This window comes from Paraburkholderia nemoris, from assembly GCF_905221015.1.
Lineage (GTDB): Bacteria > Pseudomonadota > Gammaproteobacteria > Burkholderiales > Burkholderiaceae > Paraburkholderia > Paraburkholderia nemoris.
In genome coordinates, this window is sequence record NZ_CAJNBO010000006.1 from 292351 (window position 1) to 314756 (window position 22406).

General features: G+C 59.6%; 21 protein-coding genes and 1 pseudogene. 11 read left to right on the top strand and 11 right to left on the bottom strand.

Annotation, left to right across the window (positions count from 1 at the left end):
• Positions 1 to 31: 31 nt before the first annotated feature.
• Positions 32 to 2464, top strand: coding sequence for a DNA-binding protein (locus tag KHO33_RS12060; RefSeq protein WP_200565012.1), 2433 nt, complete (start codon positions 32 to 34; stop codon positions 2462 to 2464).
• A 200-nt stretch (positions 2465 to 2664) separates the two neighbouring features.
• Positions 2665 to 2871 (top strand): hypothetical protein, encoded by a 207-nt coding sequence (locus KHO33_RS12065; protein WP_200565011.1) that lies wholly within the window; start codon positions 2665 to 2667, stop codon positions 2869 to 2871.
• Between the two features lie 63 nt (positions 2872 to 2934).
• Here KHO33_RS12065 and KHO33_RS12070 read toward each other — a convergent pair whose 3' ends face one another.
• From KHO33_RS12070 to KHO33_RS12095, 6 genes are all read right to left on the bottom strand, one after another.
• Positions 2935 to 3663 (bottom strand): OmpW/AlkL family protein, encoded by a 729-nt coding sequence (locus KHO33_RS12070; RefSeq protein ID WP_200565010.1) that lies wholly within the window; start codon positions 3661 to 3663, stop codon positions 2935 to 2937.
• Between the two features lie 448 nt (positions 3664 to 4111).
• A complete protein-coding gene (locus KHO33_RS12075; protein WP_128575958.1) occupies positions 4112 to 4381 on the bottom strand; it encodes a hypothetical protein in 270 nt (89 codons plus the stop codon).
• Positions 4382 to 4388: 7 nt separating this feature from the next.
• Complete coding sequence (locus KHO33_RS12080) at positions 4389 to 4673, bottom strand: hypothetical protein (protein WP_234480554.1); 285 nt, start codon at positions 4671 to 4673, stop codon at positions 4389 to 4391.
• Between the two features lie 158 nt (positions 4674 to 4831).
• Positions 4832 to 5128, bottom strand: a complete 297-nt coding sequence (locus tag KHO33_RS12085) for a hypothetical protein (RefSeq protein WP_200565009.1) — start codon at positions 5126 to 5128, stop codon at positions 4832 to 4834.
• Between the two features lie 267 nt (positions 5129 to 5395).
• Positions 5396 to 5839, bottom strand: coding sequence for a PH domain-containing protein (locus tag KHO33_RS12090; RefSeq protein WP_200565008.1), 444 nt, complete (start codon positions 5837 to 5839; stop codon positions 5396 to 5398).
• Positions 5840 to 6078: 239 nt separating this feature from the next.
• Positions 6079 to 7452 (bottom strand): M14 family metallopeptidase, encoded by a 1374-nt coding sequence (locus KHO33_RS12095; RefSeq protein WP_054034212.1) that lies wholly within the window; start codon positions 7450 to 7452, stop codon positions 6079 to 6081.
• Positions 7453 to 7558: 106 nt separating this feature from the next.
• Here KHO33_RS12095 and KHO33_RS12100 point away from each other — a divergent pair, with 106 nt between their 5' ends.
• Positions 7559 to 9151: a flavin monoamine oxidase family protein gene (locus KHO33_RS12100; RefSeq protein WP_200565007.1), complete on the top strand. Its 1593-nt coding sequence runs from the start codon at positions 7559 to 7561 to the stop codon at positions 9149 to 9151.
• Positions 9144 to 9563, top strand: coding sequence for a c-type cytochrome (locus KHO33_RS12105; RefSeq protein ID WP_200565006.1), 420 nt, complete (start codon positions 9144 to 9146; stop codon positions 9561 to 9563). The genes KHO33_RS12100 and KHO33_RS12105 overlap by 8 nt, the downstream gene beginning before the upstream one ends.
• Before the next feature lie 44 nt (positions 9564 to 9607).
• Here the strand turns inward: KHO33_RS12105 and KHO33_RS12110 are convergent, their stop codons facing one another.
• Positions 9608 to 12361 (bottom strand): MGH1-like glycoside hydrolase domain-containing protein, encoded by a 2754-nt coding sequence (locus KHO33_RS12110; RefSeq protein ID WP_200565005.1) that lies wholly within the window; start codon positions 12359 to 12361, stop codon positions 9608 to 9610.
• Here KHO33_RS12110 and KHO33_RS42600 point away from each other — a divergent pair.
• On the top strand, positions 12305 to 12754 hold the full coding sequence (locus KHO33_RS42600; RefSeq protein ID WP_267914229.1) for a pseudouridine-5'-phosphate glycosidase: 450 nt from the start codon (positions 12305 to 12307) through the stop codon (positions 12752 to 12754). The genes KHO33_RS12110 and KHO33_RS42600 overlap by 57 nt on opposite strands.
• Positions 12755 to 12789: 35 nt before the next feature.
• Here the strand turns inward: KHO33_RS42600 and KHO33_RS12120 are convergent, their stop codons facing one another.
• Positions 12790 to 13818 (bottom strand): NHL repeat-containing protein, encoded by a 1029-nt coding sequence (locus tag KHO33_RS12120; protein WP_200565004.1) that lies wholly within the window; start codon positions 13816 to 13818, stop codon positions 12790 to 12792.
• A gap of 235 nt (positions 13819 to 14053) precedes the next feature.
• Here KHO33_RS12120 and KHO33_RS12125 point away from each other — a divergent pair, with 235 nt between their 5' ends.
• The 5 genes and pseudogenes from KHO33_RS12125 (at position 14054) to KHO33_RS12145 (ending at position 18367) form a co-directional block, all read left to right on the top strand.
• On the top strand, positions 14054 to 15724 hold the full coding sequence (locus KHO33_RS12125) for an MASE1 domain-containing protein (protein WP_200565003.1): 1671 nt from the start codon (positions 14054 to 14056) through the stop codon (positions 15722 to 15724).
• On the top strand, positions 15705 to 16370 hold the full coding sequence (locus KHO33_RS12130; RefSeq protein ID WP_200565002.1) for a response regulator: 666 nt from the start codon (positions 15705 to 15707) through the stop codon (positions 16368 to 16370). Before KHO33_RS12125 ends, KHO33_RS12130 begins: the two co-directional genes overlap by 20 nt.
• A 316-nt stretch (positions 16371 to 16686) precedes the next feature.
• Positions 16687 to 17037 carry a DUF4148 domain-containing protein gene (locus KHO33_RS12135; protein WP_200565001.1) on the top strand — a complete coding sequence of 117 codons (351 nt, stop codon included), beginning with the start codon at positions 16687 to 16689 and terminating at the stop codon, positions 17035 to 17037.
• A 149-nt stretch (positions 17038 to 17186) separates the two neighbouring features.
• Positions 17187 to 17510 (top strand): annotated as a pseudogene (locus tag KHO33_RS12140) (CidA/LrgA family protein); the annotation flags it as partial.
• A gap of 122 nt (positions 17511 to 17632) precedes the next feature.
• The gene (locus tag KHO33_RS12145; protein WP_054033403.1) at positions 17633 to 18367 is read left to right on the top strand and encodes an LrgB family protein; all 735 of its coding nucleotides are present in this window, start codon (positions 17633 to 17635) and stop codon (positions 18365 to 18367) included.
• Between the two features lie 200 nt (positions 18368 to 18567).
• Here KHO33_RS12145 and KHO33_RS12150 read toward each other — a convergent pair whose 3' ends face one another.
• Positions 18568 to 19269, bottom strand: coding sequence for an SH3 domain-containing protein (locus KHO33_RS12150; protein ID WP_236074667.1), 702 nt, complete (start codon positions 19267 to 19269; stop codon positions 18568 to 18570).
• A gap of 534 nt (positions 19270 to 19803) precedes the next feature.
• Here KHO33_RS12150 and KHO33_RS12155 point away from each other — a divergent pair.
• The gene (locus tag KHO33_RS12155) at positions 19804 to 20256 is read left to right on the top strand and encodes a cupin domain-containing protein (RefSeq protein WP_200564999.1); all 453 of its coding nucleotides are present in this window, start codon (positions 19804 to 19806) and stop codon (positions 20254 to 20256) included.
• A gap of 263 nt (positions 20257 to 20519) precedes the next feature.
• Here the strand turns inward: KHO33_RS12155 and KHO33_RS12160 are convergent, their stop codons facing one another.
• Both KHO33_RS12160 and KHO33_RS12165 read right to left on the bottom strand, forming a co-directional pair.
• Complete coding sequence (locus KHO33_RS12160) at positions 20520 to 21098, bottom strand: class I SAM-dependent methyltransferase (protein WP_200564998.1); 579 nt, start codon at positions 21096 to 21098, stop codon at positions 20520 to 20522.
• Positions 21099 to 21271: 173 nt separating this feature from the next.
• Entirely contained in the window at positions 21272 to 21676 is a 405-nt protein-coding gene (locus KHO33_RS12165; RefSeq protein WP_200564997.1) for a hypothetical protein, read from the bottom strand.
• Positions 21677 to 22406 lie beyond the last annotated feature (730 nt).

Here is a 22406-nt window from a genome sequence, read left to right on the forward strand (position 1 = left end):
TCGTCAGGCCAAAATGAGCTTTGAGGCGCTTATGTCTACGGACGCAGACACAATCACGGACGAACTCGTCGCCGGAATCGCGGATCGCATGGTCGAAGAAGGCCGGAAGGTGTCTCCGGTGACCATTTGGCCGGAGATTCCTGGTGGTTCGATCGTTGCCATTGCGGCAGCTTTGCAGCGCTGGCGCGAAGCGCGACAGCCCCTCACGCCCCACGTGCAGATCCAGGCCGGGTTGCCGGAGCATATTGCTGAAACCATGACGAGTGCCGCTGAGCGGCTCTGGATGGCCGCCCAAGGCGAAGCTGACCGGGCGGTCAGTCAGCACCTGAGTGCCGTGAATCAGCACCTCGATACTGCGCGCACGGAACGGGATGAGGCGCTTGCCGAGTATCAGAGGACGGTGGCAGAAGTCGAAACCGGGCGTGAGCGGCATAGTGCGCTGACGAGCGCGCTGAGCACCGCCGAGGATACGTCCGCGCGTCTCGCGGCGGAACTCGCGGCGGCGACGGGTCGCGCCGAGGCTGCCGAGGCGCGGGCCGAAGAGCTGGCGCAGCGTGTGTCGGTGGAAGAGGCCGCGCTGGAGCACACGAAAGTGGAACTCGACCAGGAACGTCACGCGCGCGAGGAGTTGGCCGCTGCTGCCGCCAGCCACAACGATCAGATCGCCCAGATGAAGCAGGAGGTCGACGAGGCGCGGCAGGAGGTGACCGCGATGGGCTACGACTGCCAGGCGAAGTCGGCTGAGGCGGATCGAGCGTTGCAGGAGGCGAGCGAGGCTTCGGCGCGCGCAGAAGCGGCCACGGCGCAGATGAACGAGGGTCTCGCGCGGGTCGCAGGACTGGAGGCTGAGCGGGATGAGGCGCGCTTTGCGCTCGAAGCTGAGCGCCAGACGAGCGCGGCGCGGAGCGAAGAGGCGTTGATTCAGTTTGACGAACTGCAGCGCGTTGGCCGGGAACTGGCGGCGGCGCGGGAGCAGGTCAGCGCGATGAGTGAGGCGCAGGCGGCTGTGAGCGCTGAGCTGGCTCAGGTTTCGCACGACGCGTTTGTCGCGAGGGATGACCTGGCTCGGGTCTCGCAGGATGCGTCTGCCGCGAAGGCGCGGGCGGAGGCCGCCGAGCAGCATGCGGCGACGTTGCAGCAGCGCCTCGCGGAAGTCGAGCAGGCGAAGTCGTTCGAAGCTGAGCGATGGGCGCAGGAATCCAGCGCGCATTCGTTGCGTGCAGAAACTGCTACGGCGCAGGCGAATGAGAGCCTCGCGCGGGTCGCCGCGCTGGAGGCTGAACGGGATGAGACGCATGCCGCGCTTGCAGCAGAACGCCAGGCGAGCGCAGCGCGGAGCGAGGAAGCGTCGGTTCAACTCAACGAACTGCAGCGTGTTGGTCGGGAACTCGAAGAGGCGCGCATCGCGCTCGAAGCAGAGCGCCGCACAAGCGAAGCGCGGAGCGGGGAAGTTTCGATTCAGCGCGACGAACTGCAACGTGTCACGCAAGAACTTGTGGCGGCGCGGGAGCAGGTCAGCGCCATGACCGAGGCGAACGCGGCCGCGACTGCTGAGCTGGTCCAGGTTTCGCACGACGCGTCTGCTGCGAAGGAGCGGGCTGAGTTCGCGGAACAGCATGCGGTGACGTTGCAGCAGCGTCTCGCAGAAGTCGAGCAGGCGAAGTCCACCGAAGCGGAACGTTGGTCGCAGGAATCCAGTGCGGCTTCATCACGCGCAGAAGCTGCTACGGCACAGGTAAGCGAGAGCCTTGCGCGGGTCGCCGCGATCGAGGCTGAACTCAATGAGGCGCGCACCGCGCTCGCTGCTGAGCGCCAGACAAGCGCAGAGCGGAGCGGGGCAGCGTCGATTCAGTACGACGAACTGCAACACGTCACCCGAGAACTCGAGGCGGCGCGGGAGCAGGTCAGCGCCATGACCGAGGCGAAGGCGGCTGCGATCGCTGAGCTGGCTCAGGTTTCGCAGGATGCGTCCACCGCGAAGGAGCGGGCCGAGGCCGCCGAACAACACGCAGCGACGTTGGCGCAGCGTCTCGGAGAAGCCGAGAAGGCTCGCGCGGAAGAAGCGCGACGCAGCCATCAACTTGCCCTTCAAGCTGGCGACTCAGCGAAGGCGGAAGAAGTCGCGGAGTTACAACGGCAGATATCGGCTCAGGCCAAAGCGCATGAGAAGGCCTTTAACGAGCTGCGCACGATTGCTGAGCAGTGGGTCGAGCATGCCAAAGACCTGAAGGATCGACTCGCTTCGGCAAACGAAAAGCTATTGTTCATCGACTCGCGCAGCACAGGCGAAGTGGCGCTGATCCGCAAGCTCTCATCTGAACTTGAGCGGCTCAAGCCCGATAGTGAGTTGGTCTCCCGGGACACGCAGCAAAAGCTGATCGGGGCGACGATGGCCGAGCGGCTTTCGCAGAAGGGTTATCGGTATGACCCGACGACGGCGGTTATGTCGAAGGTAGAGCGCTGATTTACGCGTGTTCCAGATCAAGAGACAACGGCGTCACTACGCTGACCGGAGGCGGTGCATTGACCGCCTCCGGTCAAACATCGATTTTCTTTCACGTTCTTTGCGGCCCCGCAGTCGGCGATACCAGCGTGCTATGGTGCGTCCGGAATTGAGAAACAAGTCTTCAAGACTGACGGACGCGGGGAATGGAACGGTTCTTTATGCGGCGCGCCAGCGCCGTGATTATGTTGCTATATCACCGCCGCGGCTGGCAGGGAAAGATTGCGACCGCCGCGGACGACAACGTCGAAAGGGAAATGCTCGAAGTCGAATCGATAGACCGGCTGGTGCTCGACGTCCGCGCGGGCCGGATTCGTACATTCGAACTGACCGATCCCAAAGCCGTTGAAGTGAACGTCATCGACTAACGGCTGGTTGAAGGCACTTATCACGCTGGGTTCCGCATTGCATCGGCGCAATGCGGAGCACGGTTAGAAACGATACCCGATAGAAACATAAGAAATGATCGGGTCAAGCTTGAGCTTCGTGCTACTGGTCACCGTTCCTACCTTGGACTGGGTAGTCAGCGTGGCACGCGTCGACAACTGCATATACGACAGCGAGACATCGACCGACCAGTGCTTGTCGATGTTATAGGCAAAGCCGGCATTGATGACCGGTGCAAACGAGTTGCTCAACTTCGCGGTTGTCGTTCCCTCCAGCGCCGTTCCATAGGTTTGCGAATACAAAAAACTGCCGCTCGATATCGCCGAACTCAATTTAACTCCGCTGTACCAGACGTACGATGCGCCCGCGCCAACGTAAGGACGGAAGCGGCTCTTTGCATCGTTGAAGTAATACTTCAGGAGCAGCGTCGGGCTCCATTCGTAAGCGGAGCCGATCTGCCCAAGCGCGGCGAGCGACCCGGTGCCGGTTAAATGGAACTTCGGCGGTACGCCGAGCACGGCGGTCGCGGCAATATGATCGGTGATGAAATAGGTGCCCGTCAGACCGAAGGTGTCCGAATCATCCACTGTCGCGCCCGTGCCGGTCTCGGTTACGCTCGTGCCAAGTGCGTTTACCGTCAACGGTTTGCTCGAGTCCTGCGGCGCGAGATGAAACCAGCCGAAGCCTGCGACGAAATCTCCGGCGCTTTGCGCGTGGGCGGCCGTACTCACTAACAATGCGGCAGCCACGCCGAATGTCTTTATTCGCTTCATCTTATCTCCTCTGTCTTTACTGTTTTTTGCTGATAGGCAGGGAGGATTCTATGCGTACGTCCGTGCTATTCGCGATCTCTTCTGTCGAATGTGACCTCTGAAATTTGGTAAGGATTGAGCACGCAGCCGATTCAGATATTGAATACGTGTGACTACGTTCGGCGGGAGTAAGAAAGCCAAAAGCCCGCTGGTTAGAGCGGGCTTCCGGTTGCCTTTTTTGGAAGAAATTCACTGTGCCTCGACGCATTAAAATCAACGCGCCGAGGTGGGGTTATTTAACCGTAGGAGAAACGCTATACGCAAGGAGGATGGCGAAGATGTTGATGTCGATTTGCTTCCCTTGCCTTACTGGCGAGATCAAACGCCGCATCACAACTTCCGATCGCCTTGCCGACTATCAGCGCTATTGCAAATAGCGAGTTGGCTCATCGCGACACAGCCACCCAGGCTAGCTACCCTGATAGATATCGCATGACAGGCCCACCACGCACGGTTGACCGTCTCGGGTTTTGCCGTAACCATTGCGTCCGCCCGGTTGGGCTCCATAGTCCCACGTACCGTCGCCGTCCATCGGCATCGCCCGTTGCGATGAATTGATTGGCTGTTGACTGGATGAATGGCTAGCGGCGTCTGACGGTTGCATTTCCTGAGCGTCGGCAGCGCCGGCCACGATGAGCAGGAATAGCACGACTGTTACAGCCGAGGGTTGTACTTTCATTTCTTGGTTAGCTCCCTCCGAAGAAGACGTTGCATTGTGGGTCCATCCGGCACGGTCTGACCTGTTTTGCACCGCCTTGTACCCGTGTGTCGGGCGTACCGCCGTATGCTTCCATCCCCGCACTCGGGTCAGAGGTTTGTGTCGCGGCGTTTTCTTGAGGGGCGGGTTGAGAGGTTTGCGGTGTGCCTTGCGAATGCGCAGCGCCGGTCATGACAAACAGCACGACAGTGGATGCGACTATCAGTGGTGATTTCATGTTGGTTCCTTTATCTACGTTGAGTTTTCCATTCATGCGATTCGTTTTTCGCGTTTCGCACGAGCCAAGGCCGGTTCAGCTCATCACGACGACCAACCGCTCCGGGTACACTCGACGAATGCCCGTCAGCGTTGCTGTCATATTCATTCTTGGTCAGGCGAGACGCTGTCGCAACGCACATGTGTAGGCGGTGGTCAGCAATCGTCGGCGAAAGATGTATGCACTGTCATCGTCCGCTGAGCGCTCACGTACCGGCTGATCTCCGCCAGCAGGTCTTTGGGGGCGGAGGACTTGCGCAATAGCACGAACGGTTCGGGGAAGTCGCGAAGGACGTGATCGGACAGCAGCTCGCCGGTTACGACCCACAACGCGGTGAAGTTTGTGATGGCGAGCCTGCGCTGTCCGGAGAAGCGCGGTGCGTAGTCCCACCGGAACGCGCGCTCCTGAGCCGCCGAGCTGAACCTGCGCACCCTGAGGCCTGACGATCTCACGACGACGCTCGATCAGGAAATTCGCCGCCTGCGGATAGGGCAGCGTGCAATTCGAACAGAATAGCAGGGCGCCATTCAAAGTTATACACACAGATGTAGCGGTCTGGATGCGCCTGGCTGATCAGCGAACGTGCTACAAAAAGCCCAAGCAATGCCCCCGATGGCGGTGGTGCGACGTTCCCCCGGAGCACGCACATTGCGTGAGGCAGAGCGGTCAGTATGGGACAGGTCCACAAGACCTGTCAGTCGCGAACCGATGCCGCCTGTTCAAACACTCTGCGCCTGAGAGTACGCAGCGGCGTTCGGATCATATGTGTTTGCTGAAATGCCGCGCTCCTGGTGCATGGCAACGGCCTCGGCAAGCTTCCTGCCGACCTGGTCAGCGCCCCTGATGCCCGGCAGACGCCTCACGGGACGAGTTGCATCGTTGGTCGTCAGAATGATCGTGCCTGCGCCGAACGGGCGCTGCCACCATGGATGGATCGACGTGACGCACTGAATCCGGGAAATCTCGAGAATGGATACACGGCGATGCAGAATACCTTGTGTCCAGGTAATCCGCGCGGTATCGATGACGATCCGGGTGAACGCGGTCTTGGCGAACGGCAAGCCGACACCGATCAAAACCGCACCAGCTTGTGCGAGCAGCACATGCCACTGAAGCGGGAACGAGTTAGACGCGCAGACATGTATGGCGCCAATCATTGCCATGACCGCGCTCCCCTTCAGGATCGCGGCAAGGTTGCATGCCTGCGACGGAGCGCCACTGAAAATTACCTGATTGGCCATCGCACATGTCCCTTTTTCTGACGCGCGGACCATTTGTCCGTCGAAAAAGGCAGCGCTGCCTGATTCGGTTGCGCGTCAGCGAATTCTTGATACCTATGATGTGCGAGTATAGCCTTTACGACGAGTATCGTCCGCGACTGCCATGCGCTGGGGGGCGATAGTCACTGCGCCGAGATGCAAAACGCCAAAAGTCCCGATGTGACCTCGTCGATGATCTGCTTCATTTCCGGATACGGGGGATGGAATGGGGTCGGATTTTGCGGACTGCCCCACTCGATCGTGTACGAAAACACCTTCGCTTTTTTTGCGTCGACCAGGTGACGGCTAAACGCATAGTCATCCGATGTGCCGGCAGTCGGATAGAGACTCATCGACTGTTCCGTCTTGTAGGTCCGGCCACGCGATGCCTTGATCGCATCACGCATCTCATTCGCCAGATTGACTGCGATCTTTTTGTCCTCGGCAGCGATGTACTCCCGGTACGCCTTGTCGTTAGCGATGCCGCGCTTGCCGTCATACGCGGGGTTCTGGAAATTCATCGCTGGATCGGCGCTTTGATCGACATCGTCACCCCAGTTGTACAGAATGTCTTCCGAGTAGCTATGCAGGTCGACAAAATAGCGAATGTGCGGAAAGTTGTCGAACATCCAGACAGCGTTCTTTGTCTCCGGCTCGGAGGTTGCCGCGGGGCCAATGTAGACATCGTGATCGCACGGATCCGTGGAGTTTGCAATCGGCGACTTCGGATCGAAGTACTTTGGAAAGTCCCAGAGAAAATCGTAATTGCGGTTGACGTCGACACCGACACATTGGGATTGCGTATGTCCCGCGGGCGCAGGCCGGCGATTCTTGCGCCACATCGGCTCGGTCAGCATGCTGTAGTTGCGTCCGTCGGGATTGGCTTGCGGAAAGACGTAAACGTCCTTCTTCTCCACCACGGATTTGATCTGCGCTGCGGTAAAGGTCCTGCTGCCTATGGTGATATCCGTATTTGTCCGGTATGCGTTGGCGAGCAGTTGCACAAAGTTGACGAGAATGTCGGGGCTACCCCATTCGCGGGCGTGAACGCCGCCAAGGAAATAGATTCCGACGCGGCCCGCGCCGCTGCCTTTGCCAATCTTGAGCGCGTGACAAACACGCTTCTCCCATGTCTCGTTCGGCAGCTTGATCAACGTGGTGAACGCGTCATTCGGCGCCTCTGATTCGGCAGCCAGGGCCGCTTCAATATGCGCGACATCGAGGTATCCCGTGCCAGCGGCGACCGACAACGCTTCACGCGTCAATGCGCCGACTGTGCTTGTGCGTTTCTCCTTCTGTCGCGCCACACCCTGGATTTGCGCATCCTCAAGACGTTCAACCTTGTAACCCGCAGCTTCAAGCGCACGAATTTGTTCGTCGCTGGCGTGCGCGTCGACGCGGTAGCCTTGTGCGACTTTCTCGACAGTATGCCGGGCGACCGTGACCTTATACTTTGTCACGAGGTCGGCCATCGCCGCATAGTCGCTTCCGGTAATTCTGGCATGGTAGTTCGACACTTTCATTCTCCCTTCAGTTGTCTGCCTTCGTAATCTTAAAGACGGTACAGCGGCAGTCATTTCAAGTCCACGTGTCGTTCAAATTTCAGTGGGGCACCACGTCCTTATGTCGAGACAGACCACCAATGCGATGAGCCGCCGGCACCTGCTGACGCTGATCGGCAAGAACCTCGGCGCGGCGGCCATGATGCAAGGCATGGGCACGTTGGGGTCCGCCGCTACCTCGACCTACGCCGGACCGGTCAGACTCGATGGTGCGCCCAAAGGAACGCGAGTTCTCGTGCTCGGCGCGGGCATGGCCGGCCTCGTCGCGGCCTTTGAGTTGAGGAATGCGGGCTACCACGTGCAGGTGCTCGAGTACAACAACCGCGCGGGTGGCCGGGCCTGGACTGTCAGGGGCGGCGATCGTTATACCGAACTCGGCGGCGCCAGCCAGTCCTGCGATTTCGCTGACGGGCTTTATCTGAACCCAGGGCCGTGGCGCATTCCGTATCACCACCAGGGCGTACTCGACTATGCCAAACGCCTGAAGGTGCCGCTCGAGCCGTTCATCCAGGTCAATTACAACGCCTACCTGCATTCGGCAGAGGCTTTCGATGGCAAGCCGCAACGATTCAGGGCGGTGCAGAGCGACTATCAAGGCTATGTCGCCGAGCTGCTTTCCAAAGCAATCCGCAAGGATGCACTCGATGATGCGTTGTCAGCCGAAGATGCGCATCTGCTACTCGAATCCCTGCGCCAATGGGGTGCGCTCGGCCGGGATGGGAGCTACCAGTCGGGCCGGCGGAGCAGTGAACGCCGTGGATTCGCGACCGCGGACGGCGGCGGCCTGATGCCCCATGCCGTGCCGTCGAATCTGCTCCCGCGCGACCGCTTGCTTGCATCGCGTTTGTGGCATTGGCTCTCGTCTGGAAACGAACAGGACTTCCAGAGCAGCATTTTTCAGCCAGTCGGCGGCATGGACAGGATTGCCCACGCGCTCTATTCGCAGGTCGCGAGCGCTGTAGTGTTCAACGCAAAGGTCACGGCCATCTTGCAGGGCGAGCAAGGCGTCACAGTGCGCTACACCGATACGACCAACCGAACCGAACGGAGCGCGCACGCGGATTGGCTGGTGTGCACCATCCCGCTCTCGATTCTGAGTCAGATCGACATTGCGGTCGGGCCGGCCATGCGCGCCGCGATCGATGCGGTGCCCTACGAGACATCGGTGAAAATCGGCTTGCAATTCGGCCGGCGATTCTGGGAAGAAGACGAGCAGATCTACGGCGGCATTACGTATACGGACCTGCCGATCTCGACGATCGGCTATCCGGCAACAGGTTACGGATCGGCCGGTCCTGCGGTGCTGCTCGGCGCCTACATGTGGGGGCCCGCCAGCTATGAGATGGGTGCACTGCCTCCTGCGGAACGGATCGCGGTGGCATTGAGCCAGGGCAGCCAGATTCATCCGCAATACCCACGCGAGTACCAGAACGGCTTCGCGATGAGTTGGAGCCGATCACCGTTCACGAACGGCTGCTTCGCCGCATGGACGGATGCGTTGAGAGACGCGCACTACGCGAATCTCTGTCAGATCGACGGACGGATCGTCCTTGCCGGAGAGCACGCTTCCCATATCCCGGCATGGCAGGAAGGCGCCGTGCTGTCGTCGCTGGATGCGATCACTCGCTTGCATCGGAGAATCGTCAATGGATAGGCCGACGCTAATCCTCAGCGTGATGCTGATGGCCTTGCTGACGGGAGTCGCGAAGGTGTCGGCTCAGGTCGTGGCACAGGACGCACCAAGCACCTTCACGATTTCGCCGGGCTACCGCTTCACCGAAAAAAGCGGTGAAGCGCTTTACAACGCTACCTGCGCGGGATGCCATATGCCGGATGGAAAAGGCGCACAGGGCGCGGGTCACTACCCGGCGCTCGCTGAGAACCCGGCAGTCGAAGCAGCACCCTACGTCATCGTCAACGTGCTGCACGGCCGAAAGGGCATGCCATCGTTTGGCGATGAGATGAATGACGAACAGGTCGCGGCTGTCGTCAACTACACGAGAACCCATTTCGGCAATCGATTTGCCGGAGATGTCACGCCGAGCCAGGTTAGAAGTTTGCGCTGAGTTCATGTGGCACGGCTGACGTTAGCTCTTCAGCAGCCGAAACGCTACCGAGCCATGGCTGGTGCGGTGTCTTCTGCCATCGACGCAACATCAGGTGCTACATCAGGCGCTACATGGGACAGCTTCATCATGCGCGGCTGGAGCAGCAGCGCGACGAGCCCGCTCCAGCCGGTTTGATGCGAAGCGCCGACCCCGCGTCCAGTGTCGCCGTGAAAGTACTCATGGAACAGTACGAGATCCTGCGAACGCGGGTCGGCTTGCAGCATCGGATAAGCGGCCATCACGGGCCGCACGCCTTGTGCATCTTTGAGAAAGAGCGTGGTGACCCGCCGTGCAAGGTCGTCGGCAATCTCGCTCAGCGAAGCACGGTTGCCCGATCCCGTCGGATATTCGATGCGAAACTCATCGCCGTAGTAGCGATAGAACTCATGCAGCGACTCGATCAGCAGGTAGTTGACGGGTATCCAGATCGGCCCGCGCCAGTTCGAATTGCCGCCAAAAACACGCGAGTCCGATTCGGCCGGCTGGTATTGAACGCGGAGGTTCACGCCATCATGGTCGAAGACGTACGGTGCATCCCGATGCACACGGGAAAGCGCCCGCACGCCGTGCGTGGAGAGAAATTCGTTTTCATCGAGCGCTCGGCGCAACAGCGCTGTCATCCGCTGTCCGCGCAGCAGCGACAGCAGCGTGGTGTTACCCGTGCCGGGTTCGGTCCAGCGCGACACCAGCTTTGCCAGATTGGGCCGATGATCGAGAAACCACGCAAGCCGTTCGCGCAATCCCGGCAGATGACCGTACACCCGATCCTCGAGCACGTGAACGGCGAACAGCGGAATCAGTCCGACGATTGAACGAATGCGCATTGGCACACGGGTACCGTCCGGAAGGTGCAGTACGTCGTAGAAGAATTCGTCTTGTCCGTCCCATAACCCTGTTCTGCAGCCTTCGCTGCAACTGACCGCTTCCGCGATATACAGAAAGTGCTCGAAGAACTTCACCGCGATTTCGACGTACGCGTTGTTCGTCATCGCCAGTTCGAGGCCGATCTGCATCAGGTCAAGCGCGTACGAGGCCATCCATGCAGTGCCATCGGCCTGATCGATGCGACCGCCGGTCGGCAGCGGCGAAGACCGGTCGAAGATGCCGACATTGTCGAGCCCAAGAAAGCCGCCCTGAAAGATGTTGCGGTCATCGGCGTCCTTGCGGTTGACCCACCACGAGAAATTGAGCAGCAGCTTGTGGAACATGACTTCAAGAAACTCATGATCGCCAACGCCCGTTACCTCGCGGTCGAGTTCATATACACGCCATGTTGCCCACGCATGAACGGGCGGATTCGCATCGCCGAACGCCCACTCGTAGGCGGGCAATTGCCCGTTCGGATGCATATAACGCTCCTTCACGAGTAGCAGCAATTGCTTCTTCGCGAAGTCGGGATCGATCATGGCGAACGCGACCGCATGAAACGCGAGGTCCCACGACGCGTACCATGGATACTCCCACTTGTCCGGCATCGACACGATGTCGCCATTGCACATGTGCCGCCAGTCCGCGTTGCGGCCGCGCCGCCGTGCTCTCGGTGGCTTCGGTTGGCCGGGGTCGCCGTCGTGCCAGCGCGTCACGTCGAACTGGTAGTACTGCTTCGACCACAGCATGCCGGCGAGCGCCTGACGCTGCACGAGCCGTGCATCGGCGCCGGGGATGTCGTGCTGAAGCGCCGCATAGAATTCGTCGGCCTCCGCTTGCCGGCGCGCAAAGAGCTCGTTTATGTCGAGCGGCACGGTATTCGAAGCCGCAGCCGGGGACGATTCTGGACGCCAGCGCAGATACAGCACCGAGCGCTCATGAGGCGCGAACTGTAGGTACACATGCGCGGCGGCGCGGGTGCCCCTGTCGCGCCGGATTGCCTGCTCGTCGCCGTCAACGAGGTAGTCATTGAAGCCGTCCTTGAACGGTCCCGTTCCGTCGATGCCGAATATTCGGCGCACATTCGTTTCGTTTTCACAGAAGAGCCACTCGATCGGCTGCTGTGCCGACGCCGTCACGATCATCGTTCCGTGCGCGGGATTGTGCGCGACGACACGCGCGCCTTCCTCAGTATTCGGCTCCAGCGTGAGTGACGGCTTGCCGGGCTTGCCCGACCACGCCCATCGGTTGCGCGCCCAGAATTGCGGCAACAGATGAAGCGCCGCGGGCTGATCCGCGCGGTTTTCGACGCTAACGCGCATCACGATATCGTCGGGCGTGTGCTTCGCATACTCGACGCAGACGTCGAAGTAGCGGTTATCGTCGAACACGCCCGTATCGAGAATTTCATATTCGGGCTGATCGGCGCCGCGCCGCAGATTTTCATCGATCAGATCCTGGTACGGGTACGCGTCGTGAGGATACTTGTACAGCATCTTCATGTACGAATGCGTTGGCGTGCCGTCGAGATAGAAGTAAAGCTCCTTCACGTCCTCGCCGTGATTGCCTTGCTCGTTCGTCAACCCGAAGAGCCGTTCCTTGATGATCGGATCGTGCCCGTTCCAGAGCGCAAGCGATACGCACCAGTCGAGCGGGTCGTTGCCGAATCCGGCAATGCCGTCCTCACCCCAGCGGTACATGCGGCTGCGCGCATGGTCGTGCGGAAAGTAGTCCCATGCGGTGCCGTCTTCGCTGTAGTCTTCGCGAACGGTGCCCCATTGCCGGTCGCTTAGATAAGGCCCCCAGCGGCGCCAGCGGTCGAGTTCCGGACCATGGAGACGGGCACCTTCCTTCGACTGGAGCGGATTGATTGCGCGCAGCGGTGGCATGGAACCTCCCAACCCGAAATCGACCATCCAACGCGCTCAGTGCGTGAATGTTGTTCCCTTTCCATCACGAGCACCGTGTGCGCGATGCACATCAGGCGCTCAATATCCTCTCTACGGTGCCTTAATGATAGGCGCCATCGCGCTGCAGCGATGAGCTCCGAAGAGATCGACACGCTGACTCAGCAGGCGCTCGCCGAGGCCACTGCGAAAGGAATTGCCGGCAAGGCCGTGCCCCCCTTCCTGCTAGCCCGCATCAAACCACTGACGAGCGGGCGCAGCCTGGCAACCAACATCGCGCTCGTGAAACACAATGCCGAGGTGGGGGCAAGGCTGGCGCTGGCGTTGGCACCCGCAGCGAACGACGATAACCGACATCTCCGACCGTCTCGTTAGTTAGCTGATTAACGGATTTTCCAATTTCGTCCGTTTCATTGATCATCGTCATTTCTATCATGTTGCCGGCCTCCTCTCGACCGGACCGCGATCCCGCCCAGGGTGACTGGACCGGGGGTGGAGTCCTCGATGACCTGAGACGGCGCCACATTGCCCCTTGCCCCCGGCGCGAACGCGAGAATGCGCAGGTTCGGCTCGGCATCAAAGAGCCGCCCGTCCGAGGAGATGGCGATCTTGTTTCCCGGCAAGCCAGAGCCAGTGATTCCCGTGGCTGGACCGCTGATTGTCCGTAGCGGCGGCACATCGCCGTTCGCCTTGGCGGCGAAAACGCTCACCTGGATCTGCGTCACGTCCGCGGTCTGGTTGTAGACGAATAACTCGTCCGTACGCGGATCGACAGCGATCGTCATGTTGTTCCTTGCAAAAAGTCCGGCCCCCGGCAGCAGCCCGGTTTTGCTACCCGTGAGGCTGCGCAGAAGCGGCGGCGCGGTCATGTTCCGACGCGTGCCAAACGTGTCGATGATCGCCGCCCCCCGTATGTCATAACCCGCGATCAGCAGATTGTCGTCGCTATCAATCGCAATGCTCACGTACTGGACGATATTCGGATCGGTGATGTGAACCGGATTGGTTAGAGGCCCAGAGCTGTTGGCGGGAGCGATCAGCACCCCCGCCTCCGCGGGGCGAACGGTCAGGACGAAGTCGTTGAGGTGGGAATCCACCGCGATGCTGAGCAGGTCATTTGTCATCGTCAACATGAACGACCGACTGGGCGCCTCATTGCCCTCGGCCTTCCGCGAAAAGATGTCGACGGTGCTGCTGGTAAGAAACTGCGCGACGTGAAAAGAGTCCTTCTTGTCGATCACCGTCGCTCCAGCGGTCATGAGGGTGGTGAGCGTCCCTTGCAGCACCTGGCAGGGCTCCGTTGCTCCGTTGGCGCGTAAGGAGTAACCGCGAATCTGATCACTGAGAACGAGGAAGACGGCGTCGGTGGGGCAGGCGGCGTGCGCCAGTTGGGCCCCGAACAGCATACTGACGACGGCGACACATAGCGCGGGTTTCATGACACGCCTCCTTGGTCATATAGTGCGAATGCGCCAATCAAGCATAGACCCCGGGCGGAGTCCGAACTGAGTTCCGCCAGTTGGAACCTGTGTTTTGGCGGGCGATGCGAGCGCGCACCCATCAATATCGAACGGTAGTCCTGTGTGCTAACGTGTTACGGCCCCATGTCGCATGCTGCTTGCGGGCTGAGCCGGGACGTGTGGGGCATCGCTCGCATGAGGGGTGAAGCGAACCATGGCCATTATTCGGTGCGATTCCAGGTTTAGGCTCTTCCTGCTCACCGGGCTTGTGGCATTGGCTTACTACGCAGGCGCAAAAGTAGGACTTGCTTATGCGATAGTGGGCGGCGCAGTGTCTCTGGTGTGGCCCTCCAGTGGCATCGCCCTTGTTGCACTGCTCGCTCTGGGCTTCGAAGTTGCCCCGGGAATCGCCATTGGCTCCCTCCTCGCCAACGTGTCGGTGGGCGTGCCCTTGCCAGTGGCCGCTGTGATTAGTGTTGGCGCGATAGTTGCAGCCTTGACGGCAGCAATACTGTTGAACCGCGTAGCCCAATTCCAGATCACCCTCGACCGCATCAAGGACGTGTTAGCCCTCATTGCTCTCGCTGCGGTGCTCAGCACGGCAGTGAGTGCGCTGATCGGCGCGACCGCCGTATTCGGAGGGGGCCTGATGCCGGCCGCCGAGTACGGTGCAGCCTTTCTGAAGTGGTGGCTCGGTGACATGATGGGCGTGCTGGTGGTGGCTCCGCCCCTGCTCAGCCTGCTCGTGTATCCGAACCCCATCCGCTCGGCGGAGTTGGCCGTGGAGGCGTGCGGGCTGACCATTGCGACCGTCTGGGTGAGCTACCTCATCTTCGGCGCCCCGCAACTTGCCGGACACGGCTACTATCCTGCAGCCTTGGCGATCTTTCCGTTCATTATCTGGGCGGCTCTGCGCTTCGATCACCTGGGCACCAGTCTCGCGACCTTGATGGTCTCAGTCGTGGCTATCTGGGGTACCACCCACGGCACGGGCCCCTTCGCCGCTAATTCTCCGGTGGATAGCCTCGTGAGGTGGTGCACCTTCGCGAACGTCGTGGCGGTAACCGGACTGCTGCTGGTGGCGGCACGTGCTCAGGAGCAGCGCGTCCATCGCCTGCTGCAGGCCTCCTACATCGAATTGGAACGGCGCGTAGAGGAGCGAACCGAAGACCTGGAGAAGACAAACAGCGAACTAACGGAGGAGATCGCGCAACGCCGTCTGTTGGAAGAAGAACTGATCCAGATCGGCGATCAGCAGCAAAGACTCTTCGGCCGGGAATTGCATGATGGACTTGGTCAACACCTCACCAGCCTCGGTCTGTACTGCGCCGCCTTGAATCAGAAACTGCAGACGCAGGGCCACCCAGCCGCCGCCGACGCCGCTACCATCGTCGGCTTGGTGAAGCAGTCGTCCTTGATGACCCGCAGGATTGCCCATGGCCTGGACCCGGTCGCCATTGAATATGGTGGCCTTGCGGCCGCACTACATGCGCTGGCGGAAACGGCTCGTACGCTTGACGGCATAGACTGCATGCTCCGGATCCAGCCAGATGTAGACTTACTGGATCAGCCTACTCAGATCAACCTGTATCGTGCGGCACAGGAAGCAGTCAACAACGCGCTGAAATATAGCGAAGGCCGCCACATCTGGATCGACCTGGATCGCGTAGGCGGTGTGCAGACGCTTTCAATCAGTGACGACGGGGTGGGCGTCGGCCCGGAACAAATGGAGCGTGCCTCAGGACTGGGACTCCAAAACCTGCGTCACCGGGCGAGCCTTCTGGGCGGCTCTTGCGCCGTGACTCGCAATGCTTTGGGTGGCACCACGGTCGCCATCAGCTATCCGATACCGGAGCGCCCAGACCATGCACGGGAAGCCGTCTAGCCCAGGCCGCGCGATTCAAATCCTGATCGTGGATGACCACCCCATCATCCGGGAGGGGATGACGCACCTGCTGAATCTGCAAGAGGATCTGCACGTCTGCTGTGCGGCCGGCAGCGCCGAAGAAGCCCTCGCGGAAATGGCCTGCCAGCCCGACATGGCCATTGTGGACATCAGTCTGCAATCGGACTCTGGCCTGGATCTTGTCAAGACTCTCCGCCATCGCTACCCAAATCTGGCAATCCTCGTCCTCAGCATGCATGACGAAAGCCTGTTTGCCGAACGCGCACTACGGGCCGGGGCAAACGGGTATCTGATGAAACTCGAGGCCACAGAACATGTCGTGAGCGCCATCCGCGAAGTGCTGGCAGGCAATATTTATTTGAGCGCCGCCATGCATGAAAAGCTGGCGCGAGCCCTTGCGGGTCCCAGAAAAACGCCGGCCGGCCCAATTGCAAGCCTTTCGGTACGGGAATTCGAGGTTCTGCATCTGATCGGACTCGGCTTCGGTACCCGCGAAATCGCCGCGAAACTGAATCGGAGCGTCAAGACCATCGAGGCACACCGGGCCAACATCAAAGAAAAGTTGAATATCCGGAGCGGCAACGAGCTGATGCGCTTTGCGATTCAGTGGATCGAGAGCCAATAGAGCGGTGCCCAGTCATTGAATAAGGCAATCCCCTAGTCTCGTTTAGGAAAAGTGCCTTATTCATGCGCATGCGGTCAGCGCATACAGTGCAGTGGTACCTGCTGGCATGCCGCAACCCGTGGACGGGGTGGGCAGTTCAAACCCAGTAACTCCACGAGGATCGCCGCCAGGTTGCAGGTGATGAAAATAGATCCAGGCTGGATACCCCGGTCCTATCCTGGAGCGGTCGCGATACAAGAAAGGAAGATGGCTCGGGAATAAAGGCAATTCTTCCCGGGTATTGCAAGAGCGTGCCGAGTCTTTGCGAGAACCTTTGATGCTTTTCGAAGCGGCACGAAATCCCGGCGCAAACCGCGTGATTCGATTGGCGTCGGGCATGTCATGCACCATGCTGGAGAATATGATGAAAGCTCTGACTTTGATCCCCATTGCCGCTTTGACGTTGTGCACCACGCTCGCCTATGCGGGTGACAACACCGACACATCCAAGACGGCCACCGACAGCAACGCAGCTATGACGACGGACGCTGTCGGCGGTATGTCCATGGGCAGTAGCGATAGCGGTGCCCTCCATGGCAAGACTCGCGCGGAGGTCAAACAGGAATTGCAGCGCGCCCAGCAGGACGGCACGCTGGACCGCTTGAACGCGCTCTACGGTGGGCAGTGAGCGGATGCACGGGATGCCCGACGCTGTTCGCTCACCGCAATGATGACTATTGCCAACGGGTGAATACGTTCTGGCATGACGGCTTTCACCCGCTTCGTCGTGCTTCGCTGGTGGCTCAACGTGTGCGAGTCGGAATCGAAGGTGACCCGATGATCAAGACGTTCACTGTCCTTCTCGCCTACCAGTGCCTTGGCGAATTAATAGCCTACGCCGGGAACCTGCCGATTCCCGGCGCGGTTATAGGAATGATCCTGTTGTTAGCCTCACTGAGTCTGCGCCCCGGCTTTTCATCCGCCATTGAGAGCGACGCTCTTGCCCTGCTCAGGTTTCTGCCTCTTTTGTTCGTTCCAGCAGGCGTCGGCATCATGGTCTTTGCCGGCCGCGTGGCTCATGACCTGTTCCCGATAGCCGTGTCCGTTGTTGTGTGTACGGCGCTGACAATCGTCGTTACCGCGCTTGTCGGCCAAGGCTTGTGCGTTTTATGGCCCGCGCGCGCTGCATCGCTCGCAGCCCCGGCAACACCGTTTGCATCGCCGCTCCATGCCGACGGAAACACAGCGCGTGCGGCTGCCGACATCGAGAAGGTTGATACACCGTGAACGCTCATCAGAACATCGCGTCCGCGTGGGCATTTCTCGGAACAACACCGCTTCTTTGGCTGACCCTCACGTTCCTCGCGTACGCAATCGCGCAGGTCGTCCACGGTTCGCTAGGAAAAAGTGCGCTCGCGAATCCTGTGTTAATTGCAGTAGCGCTTTTGATATTTGCCTTGCGTGAATCGAACACATCGTATGTCACCTACATGCAAAGCGCCCAGCCCATTCATTTTTTGCTTGGACCTGCTATCGTCGCGCTCGCTATACCGATGCACCGACAATTGCCTAAATTGCGCCGGCTGGCCCCGCAGTTGGCTGGCGCACTTGTGGCGGGCTGTGCAACGGGCATCTCATCAGCCATTTTGATCCCAAGGCTCCTGGGGGCCACGGGTCAAATACTTGCCACGATTGCTCCGAAGAGCGTGACGGCAGGAATTGCTATCCGTATCTCCGAGAAAATCGGCGGGTTGCCGTCGCTGACGGCCGTCATTGTGATCATGACCGGCATCACTGGCGCGGTGATTGGCAGTGGCCTTTTGAGGTTGATTCACGTGTCGAGGCATGACCTGGGTGGCTTCGCACTGGGCGTCGCGTCGCATGGAATCGGCACTGCTCGTGCGTTGCAGATGAGTGAAGAAGCCGGCGCGTTTGCAGGCCTCGGGATGGGCCTGAACGGCATTCTGACGTCCTTTGTCCTGCCGATTATTTATCCAATCCTGAGCGGTTTTTTTTGACGCGACAGAAATGGCGGCAAGCGTCTGATGTGGCCGACGCAACCGATAGGTGAAACCACCGTCGCCGCGGATATCGATGCGAAAGAGCCCGGACCCGCTTCACGATCACGCCGACGATCATCCGTCGAATTGGGCAGCATGGGCGCGAGGCGCGTTGCCATGCGAACGCGAAGCGGTGGCGGGCGAAAAACGTTCAATCGCTAATGGTTATCCTGCGGATGATTGCGGTCTTCATTGCCGCCGCGCGCCTCGCCGCCGTGCTCACCGGACGGGCCGCCCGGGTGCACGGCAGCCTGTCCCTGATGACCGCCCGTCATTTGCCCGGGCGGCTGCGCAGGCCCGTGCGGATATCCCGGCTGCGGCTGCGTCGGCCCATGAGCGTAGCCCGGCTGGGGTTGCTGCTGCGGCGGCTGCTGCGGCTGCGGGCCGCCGTGCATGACCGGCCTCGGGTTCATCGCCGGAGCGCCCGCCGCCGGCGGACCACCATGCGGCGGCGGATGATTCACCCACCGGTCCCGGTCGTGATACCAAGGCTGGCCGCGATAGTAGTGATCCCAGTAAGTTCCGAACGAGAACGCCACGACCGGCAGCCCGATCTGCAAGCCGTAAGTCATGATCGGCACCTCGGTACCTTGATACGGATAGTCGAGATATTCGCCGTAGACCCAGCCGCGCAGTCCGGGCGCTTCGACGTCGCACCAACTGTAATCGGAAACGCAGCCGTACACCGTAAGCTGCGCGCTCGGCGGCACTTGCGCGACCACCGGGTACTCCCCGGACGGACCCGCATAAACGTACACGGGCTGATTCGTATACGCCGGCGATTGAGCGAACGCCGCGCTGGACAGCGCCATCAGGAAAACGCCTCCCGCGATGGCTCGAATGACGATTTTCTTTTGCACGATTCCTCCCTCGGAAAGAGCGGCCCATGCATGGGGTGCGCTATTCGTTTCGTCGCCGCCATAGCGGCGCCTCGATAGCAGGGCCACATTGCTTGGACAAGCCTGGGGACGTTCGAATTGCATCCGACTGTCTGTGCAATTACGGATTGTCAGCGTTCTTACCGTTTAGCAACTTTCATGCTTTGCCGATCATGCATCGAGCTGAGCAAGGAGCCAGTTCTGGGAGCTGCGCAGAGTGGGGCGATCTGCGCGCGATTTGGGGTGGGCTTTTGCCCGATATGCCCCCCGGTAACGCCTTATCTTTTACATCGCCCAACGAACATCTTCTGTGTACTGGCGAACCGATATTCCTGTCACACGTGCATTTGTGCATTTGCGCGGATTGTGTCGACGATCTTGATGGAGATGTCGAGCGTCCGGACCTAGCCGCCATCTGCCGATAAAGGATGACCGTTTTCAAACAGTGGGCGGGTGTATTCTGCGGTCGTACGCACGCCATCTCGCCGACGTCGGCGCTCATTGTTTGGAGAAGCAATGAACATCAGCACACACAAGCCTGGCACTCCAACCTGTCAACTGGTGCAAGCTGGCCCACAGTTCGAGGGGAAGCAGGGGCTGACCTATGCGGTAGGTATCTCAGCTGAAAGTGTGGGATCGAAGCATGTGCATCTTCAGCTAGCAACGATTCCGCCGGCTGCCCGCGCCAAAGCGCATCTCCATGCGGAGCATGAGACGGCCATCTATCAGCTGAGCGGCATCTCGGGGTGCTGGTATGGCGAACGATTGGAACACCATGCGGTGGTTCGGGCCGGAGATTTCTTCTACATCCCCGCAGGGATGCCGCATGTTCCGTACAACGCGAGCGCGGATGAGCCTTGCGTCGCGGTAATCGCCCGAACCGATCCCAACGAACAGGAGAGCGTCACGATGCGGCCGGATCTTGATGCCTTACCTGACTGGTCGAGCGTTCTGCCTTCACCGCTCTGATTGAGCCGAGTGCAAGGGAGCAGTTGCGCCATGACGCGTCACCATGTTGTGGCTGGACAGGACACGCGAGCATTGGAAACTGCACGTACCGTTTGAAGGCATGCGGCCCAGTTCGACCCTGAGCTGACCTGTACATTTCTCGATAGCGGTCATTCGAAAGCTGTGGAGAACGCCCGCGTATTCACCTACGCAGGAGCTACCCTTCATTCGACGCGGAGATATATAGAGCCACTCAGAACACCCGATGCCCGTTCTGCAACGGATCACCGCACCCGCTCAAGAATTACTTCCCAAGCGGTTTTGGGTTTTTGGTATTTGTCGGTCGTGATGTGCTCTAACGCGATCGTGTTCCAACCATCCGCAAAGAGTCGACGCACCGCGATTTCGTCAAAGAAGCGCTTCGGCTGTCCGTTCACCAGAAAATAGTTCGGTTCGATTTCCTCGCATCCATCCGCGCCAAAATTTGTATCCTCGGTGGAGTTCAGTCGGCATACCAGCACCCCACCCAGTCGTAGCGCCAATCGCACGCGATCCACGATCGACACGGTTTCTGCCCAGGTAAAGTAGTGAAGCGACAGACTCGCCAACACAACGCCGAGGTCCGTGGCATCTTCGGGAAGCGGATCACGAACGTCTCGTCGCTCGATGCGCGCAGAGGGTACTCTGATCCTGGTCGACGTTACCGAGGTGCGTGACGTGTCAAAGCCGATCACGCGCAAACCGGCTTTCGCTAAGCTAGCGGTATCGTCGCCGTAGCCACAGCCAATCTCAAGGACGGGCCGTTCGCCGGAGCGCGCCTTGATCAATACCAGCCACCGGTCTAGCCAAGGATCGGGGAACATGGGGAGCATATCCTAGAGGGAGTTTTTGAAACGATTCCCGTTGCCCGCATAAGCGCCGCACGGAGACCGATGCCGACCGTTTCGGACCGGCCGGTTAAGTCCTTTCAACATTCGCGTTAGCGGGCAGATTGTCAGCGAATTAGCGTTTGACGTCGAGTGTCTGAAAGTGGCCGTTAGTCGAAATCGATCCTAAAGGCGCACTCGTCTTGGTAGTGCACCCTTCGATCGACCAGGACTGAATTCGAGAGTATGGTCGCCAACGCCATCTTCAACTCTGGAGTGACGCCATCCAAGTGAAAGGAAAACTGCCACCCCGGCGACGTGTCGACCCAAGACACAAATAGATCATGGCTACTGGTCTTCCAAAACTGAACGTTCTTCACCAGCCCCGCAGACGCTTCATCAACAATCTTGTTCCGGGGTATCGCGATCGGTTCGCCATCATCGCCCCAGTGCGTTACTCGCCCACTTTCGGGATTGGTAAGCAGAAGTCCAAGAGGCTGGAGCAACGCCTCGACAAAGCGAAAAGCTTCCGGAAATGGACCCTTCAGCGATACCGTCAATATAGGTTTCGCCATGGCGATTGCTAACTCAAGTGTTGGCTGGTCGTAGCTGTAATGTTGTGAGGGCGAGGTTGCTTCGCAAACTTCCGTCGTGGTCGATTGTCACCGATTTTGATGGCGGCGTCGAACGACCGGTTGTGGCCGAATCCGGTCCGATGCAGACCTCGATCGATCGCAGATCGCAGAAAATATGCGAAAGGCATAAACCGTTAAGGGTTGTTCGACGCCTGCCCTTGTCTGCTGCCGCGTGAGCGCACGCATGACGCATGCGAGCAGGCGTCGAACAATCGTAAACGAACTGAGCCGGTCGTCGTCAGGCAAAGTCGTCGACCATCAACCTTCGATCGCAATCGGCTTTTAAACGACTGTTCATTATTGAAGAACAGCTGCCTCGGCGGAAACGCAGATGTGTGAAAACCGCTCCGCACGTTACGTTACGTTACGTTCGAGGTTCGGAAGACAATGTTCCGCACCACACTGGCATTCAAGATCGCGACGCGCGGGAATCGATCGCCTGCGCGCCCTTGATTTGCCGACCTTTCTTATGCACCGCACGGTGCACTCCCCATATGGTATGACCTTTGCAGTCACAACCCCAGGATTTTCATCACCGGGGGGTGCAAGCATGAATCGCAATTTCAAAATGACGACGATCGCCATGTGCGTGTCGTCACTGATGGTTCTTCAAGGTTGTGGATCGACATTGACCACGAAGTCGCCAACGCTTGGCAATGGTTCGGGAAGC